Source organism: Stenotrophomonas sp. Sm10 (assembly GCF_030985515.1).
GTDB lineage: Bacteria > Pseudomonadota > Gammaproteobacteria > Xanthomonadales > Xanthomonadaceae > Stenotrophomonas > Stenotrophomonas hibiscicola.
The window spans coordinates 1-3,931 of sequence record NZ_JAPTFO010000147.1; the positions used below are offsets into that span (position 1 = coordinate 1).

Consider the following 3,931-nt stretch of genomic DNA (forward strand, 5'->3'; position numbering starts at 1 on the left):
TTCAGGAACACGACGATGTACGGCACGCCGACCTGACGCGACAGCAGGATGTGCTCGCGGGTCTGCGGCATCGGGCCGTCAGCGGCCGAGCACACCAGGATCGCGCCGTCCATCTGGGCGGCACCGGTGATCATGTTCTTGACGTAGTCGGCGTGGCCCGGGCAGTCAACGTGGGCGTAGTGACGGATCGGGGATTCGTATTCGACGTGCGCGGTCGAGATCGTGATACCACGTGCCTTTTCTTCCGGAGCGGCGTCGATCGAGGAGTAATCCTTGAACTCGCCACCGAAGCGCTCGGCACCGATCTTGGTCAGTGCAGCGGTCAGCGTGGTCTTGCCGTGGTCGACGTGACCGATGGTGCCGACGTTGACGTGCGGCTTGGTGCGCTCGAACTTACCCTTTGCCATTGTTCTATACCTTGATTGTTCGTAAATGGTTTCAAGAGAGGCTGAGCGAGGCTCAGCCCTTCTTCATGACGGCTTCGGCGATGTTGGTCGGAGCCGGCTCGTAGTGATCGAATTCCATGGTGAAGGTGGCGCGGCCCTGGGTCTGCGAACGCAGCGCAGTGGCGTAGCCGAACATTTCACCCAGCGGGATCATCGCGTTGATGATGCTGGCCGAACCGTCACCGGTGGTGTCGGAACCCTGCAGCACGCCGCGACGACGGCTGACGTCGCCCATCACGTCACCCTGGTAATCCTCCGGGGTCACGATCTCGACCTTCATGATCGGCTCCAGCAGCACCGGCTTGGCCTTGGCGAAGCCCTGCTTGAAGGCCATCGACGAAGCCAGCTTGAACGCCATTTCCGAGGAGTCGACGTCGTGGTACGAACCGAACACCAGCTTCACCTTGACGTCCACGACCGGGAAGCCAGCCAGCGGGCCGCTGGTGATGGTTTCGCGCAGGCCCTTTTCGACCGACGGAATGAATTCCTTCGGGATCACGCCGCCGGTGATGTCGTTGATGAACAGGAAATCGTCCTTGATCATCGGAGCGATCTTCGGATCGGCACGATCTTCAGCGGTGATCGGCGACAGCTCGATCACGACGTGACCGTACTGACCCTTACCACCGGACTGCTTGGCGTGCTTGTAGTCCGACTTGACGTCAGCCAGGGTGATGGTTTCGCGGTAGGCCACCTGCGGCGCGCCGACGTTGGCTTCAACGTTGAACTCGCGCTTCAGGCGGTCGACGATGATGTCCAGGTGCAGCTCGCCCATGCCCGAGATGATGGTCTGGCCGGATTCTTCGTCGGTCTTGACGCGGAACGACGGATCTTCCTGCGCCAGGCGACCCAGCGCCAGACCCATCTTTTCCTGGTCCGACTTGGTCTTCGGCTCGACGGCCATCGAGATCACCGGCTCCGGGAACGTCATGCGCTCCAGGATGATCGGGGCATCCACGGCGCACAGGGTGTCACCGGTGGTGGTGTCCTTCAGGCCCACGGCAGCAGCGATGTCACCAGCCAGAACTTCCTTGATTTCCTCGCGGTTGTTCGAGTGCATCTGCAGGATGCGGCCGATGCGCTCCTTCTTGCCCTTCACCGAGTTCAGCACGGTGTCGCCACCGTTCAGGGTGCCCGAGTAGACACGGAAGAAGGTCAGCGCGCCGACGAACGGGTCGGTGATGATCTTGAAGGCCAGCGACGAGAACGGCGCCTTGTCGTCCGACTTGCGGGTCATTTCGACGGTGTCGTCGTCAACGTCCACGCCCTTCACGTCCGGCACGTCGACCGGCGACGGCAGCAGCTGGATCACGCCGTCCAGCATGGCCTGCACGCCCTTGTTCTTGAAGGCCGAGCCGCAGTACATCGGCACGATCTCGGTGGCCAGGGTACGGGTACGCAGCGCGTTGATGATTTCGGCCTCGGCCAGCTCTTCGCCGCCTAGGTACTTTTCCATCAGCTCTTCGCTGGCTTCGGCAGCGGTCTCGACCATGAACTGGCGAGCTTCTTCCGCAGCCGCCTGCAGATCGGCCGGGATGTCGCTGTACTCGAACTTCATGCCCTGCGAGGCTTCATCCCAGTGGATGGCCTTCATCTTCAGCAGGTCGACAACGCCCTTGAAGTTGTCTTCAGCGCCGATCGGCAGCTGCATCGGCACGGCAACCGCGCCCAGCTTGGCCTTCAGCTGGCCGACGACCTTCTGGAAGTTGGCACCGGTGCGGTCCATCTTGTTGACGAACGCGATGCGCGGCACGTGGTACTTGTTGGCCTGGCGCCACACGGTTTCCGACTGCGGCTGCACGCCACCGACGGCGCACAGGACGAAGACGGCACCGTCGAGCACGCGCAGCGAGCGCTCCACTTCGATGGTGAAGTCGACGTGCCCCGGGGTGTCGATGATGTTGAAGCGGTGCTCCGGCAGGGACTTGTCCATGCCCTTCCAGAACGCGGTGGTGGCAGCGGACTGGATCGTGATGCCACGCTCCTGCTCCTGCTCCATCCAGTCCATGGTGGCGGCGCCGTCGTGCACTTCACCGATCTTGTGGCTCTTGCCGGTGTAGAACAGGATGCGCTCGGACGTGGTGGTCTTGCCGGCATCGATGTGAGCCATGATGCCGAAGTTACGGTAACGCTCGATGGGAGTGGAACGGGCCACGGGAGCCTCTCAGATTTCTTGGATTTCGGATGGCCGAACGCCGCCTTTCGGCGGCCTTCGGATTGGCGCAGTCTTTCTGGGACCGCGAGGCAGCACGCACCGAAGTGGTGCTGCCCTGCCTGTTTTACAAGGCCGTCAAACTCACCAGCGGTAGTGGGCGAATGCCTTGTTGGCTTCGGCCATGCGGTGGGTTTCTTCGCGCTTCTTGATGGCGCCGCCACGGTTTTCCGAGGCGTCGATCAGTTCAGCAGCCAGCTTCTTCGGCATGGTGTTCTCGCCGCGCTTGCGCGCGGAGTCGATCAGCCAGCGCATGGCCAGGGCCATCTTGCGCGACGAACGCACTTCGACCGGCACCTGGTAGGTGGCACCACCGACGCGGCGCGACTTGACTTCGACCGCCGGAGCGACGTTGTCCAGAGCCTTCTGCACCAGTTCAATGGCGTTGGCGCTGCTGTTCTTCTCGGTGATCACGTCCATGGCGCCGTACACGATCTTCTCGGCGACGGACTTCTTGCCGCTCTGCATGACCATGTTGATGAAACGGGCGATGGTTTCGCTTCCGTGCTTCGGATCGGGCAGGACGGAACGCTGCGGAGTATTACCCTTACGCGACATTGTGCTCTCTCCTTATGCCTTCGGACGCTTGGCGCCGTACTTGGAACGGGCCTGGCGACGCTTGGCAACGCCGGCGGCGTCGAGCGAGCCACGAACGGTGTGGTAACGCACACCCGGCAGGTCCTTGACGCGACCGCCGCGGATCAGGACCACGGAGTGCTCCTGCAGGTTGTGGCCTTCACCACCGATGTAGGAAATCACTTCTTCCTGGTTGGTCAGGCGGACCTTGGCAACCTTGCGCAGAGCCGAGTTCGGCTTCTTCGGAGTGGTGGTGTAGACACGGGTGCAGACGCCACGGCGCTGCGGGCACTTGTCGAGCGCCGGCGAGGCACTCTTGTAGGTGGTCGCTTGCCGCGGCTTGCGGACCAGCTGGTTGATCGTCGCCATCAGTAGGTTCTTCTGATTGGTGGCCGGAAAATCCGGCCAGAGATGCGGAAATGTTAAAGCAGGCCAAAATTCTGGCCTGCTGAGACAGACGATTGTAGCAACCTGCCAGGAAAGCAGTCAAACGCCTCCTGTCAAGCCCGCTCCTGATCCCGGAACGTTACTGGGGGGCCTCCATGTACCCCGTTCAGGTTGGCGGGGTGAACCACGAGGTCCACCCTGCCCTGCGCCGGTAGAGTCGACTGTTAGCCGACTGCCCCCCCGGGTTGGCCAGGCCCCACACGCGCCGCGAACCCCCCGGGGGGGGGGGGGGGGGGGGGGGGGGGGGGGG

General features: G+C 62.7%; 4 protein-coding genes. All 4 read right to left on the bottom strand.

Annotation, left to right across the window (positions count from 1 at the left end; translation table 11 throughout):
• Positions 1-407: GTP-binding protein (locus O0J15_RS20385; RefSeq protein ID WP_308306209.1), on the bottom strand; the 407-nt coding region annotated here is incomplete at its 3' end.
• Between the two features lie 52 nt (positions 408-459).
• The gene (gene fusA, locus O0J15_RS20390; protein ID WP_019662237.1) at positions 460-2,601 is read right to left on the bottom strand and encodes an elongation factor G; all 2,142 of its coding nucleotides are present in this window, start codon (positions 2,599-2,601) and stop codon (positions 460-462) included.
• A gap of 141 nt (positions 2,602-2,742) precedes the next feature.
• Positions 2,743-3,216 (bottom strand): 30S ribosomal protein S7, encoded by a 474-nt coding sequence (gene rpsG / locus O0J15_RS20395; RefSeq protein WP_004145321.1) that lies wholly within the window; start codon positions 3,214-3,216, stop codon positions 2,743-2,745.
• 12 nt (positions 3,217-3,228) lie between these two features.
• Positions 3,229-3,603: a 30S ribosomal protein S12 gene (gene rpsL, locus O0J15_RS20400; RefSeq protein WP_004145320.1), complete on the bottom strand. Its 375-nt coding sequence runs from the start codon at positions 3,601-3,603 to the stop codon at positions 3,229-3,231.
• Positions 3,604-3,931 lie beyond the last annotated feature (328 nt).

What these genes read in the sequence shown, in the direction of transcription:
- rpsG (WP_004145321.1), bottom strand. Translation starts at nt 3,216, where the DNA reads ATGTCGCGTAAGGGTAATACTCCGCAGCGTTCCGTCCTGCCCGATCCG.
- rpsL (WP_004145320.1), bottom strand. Translation starts at nt 3,603, where the DNA reads ATGGCGACGATCAACCAGCTGGTCCGCAAGCCGCGGCAAGCGACCACC.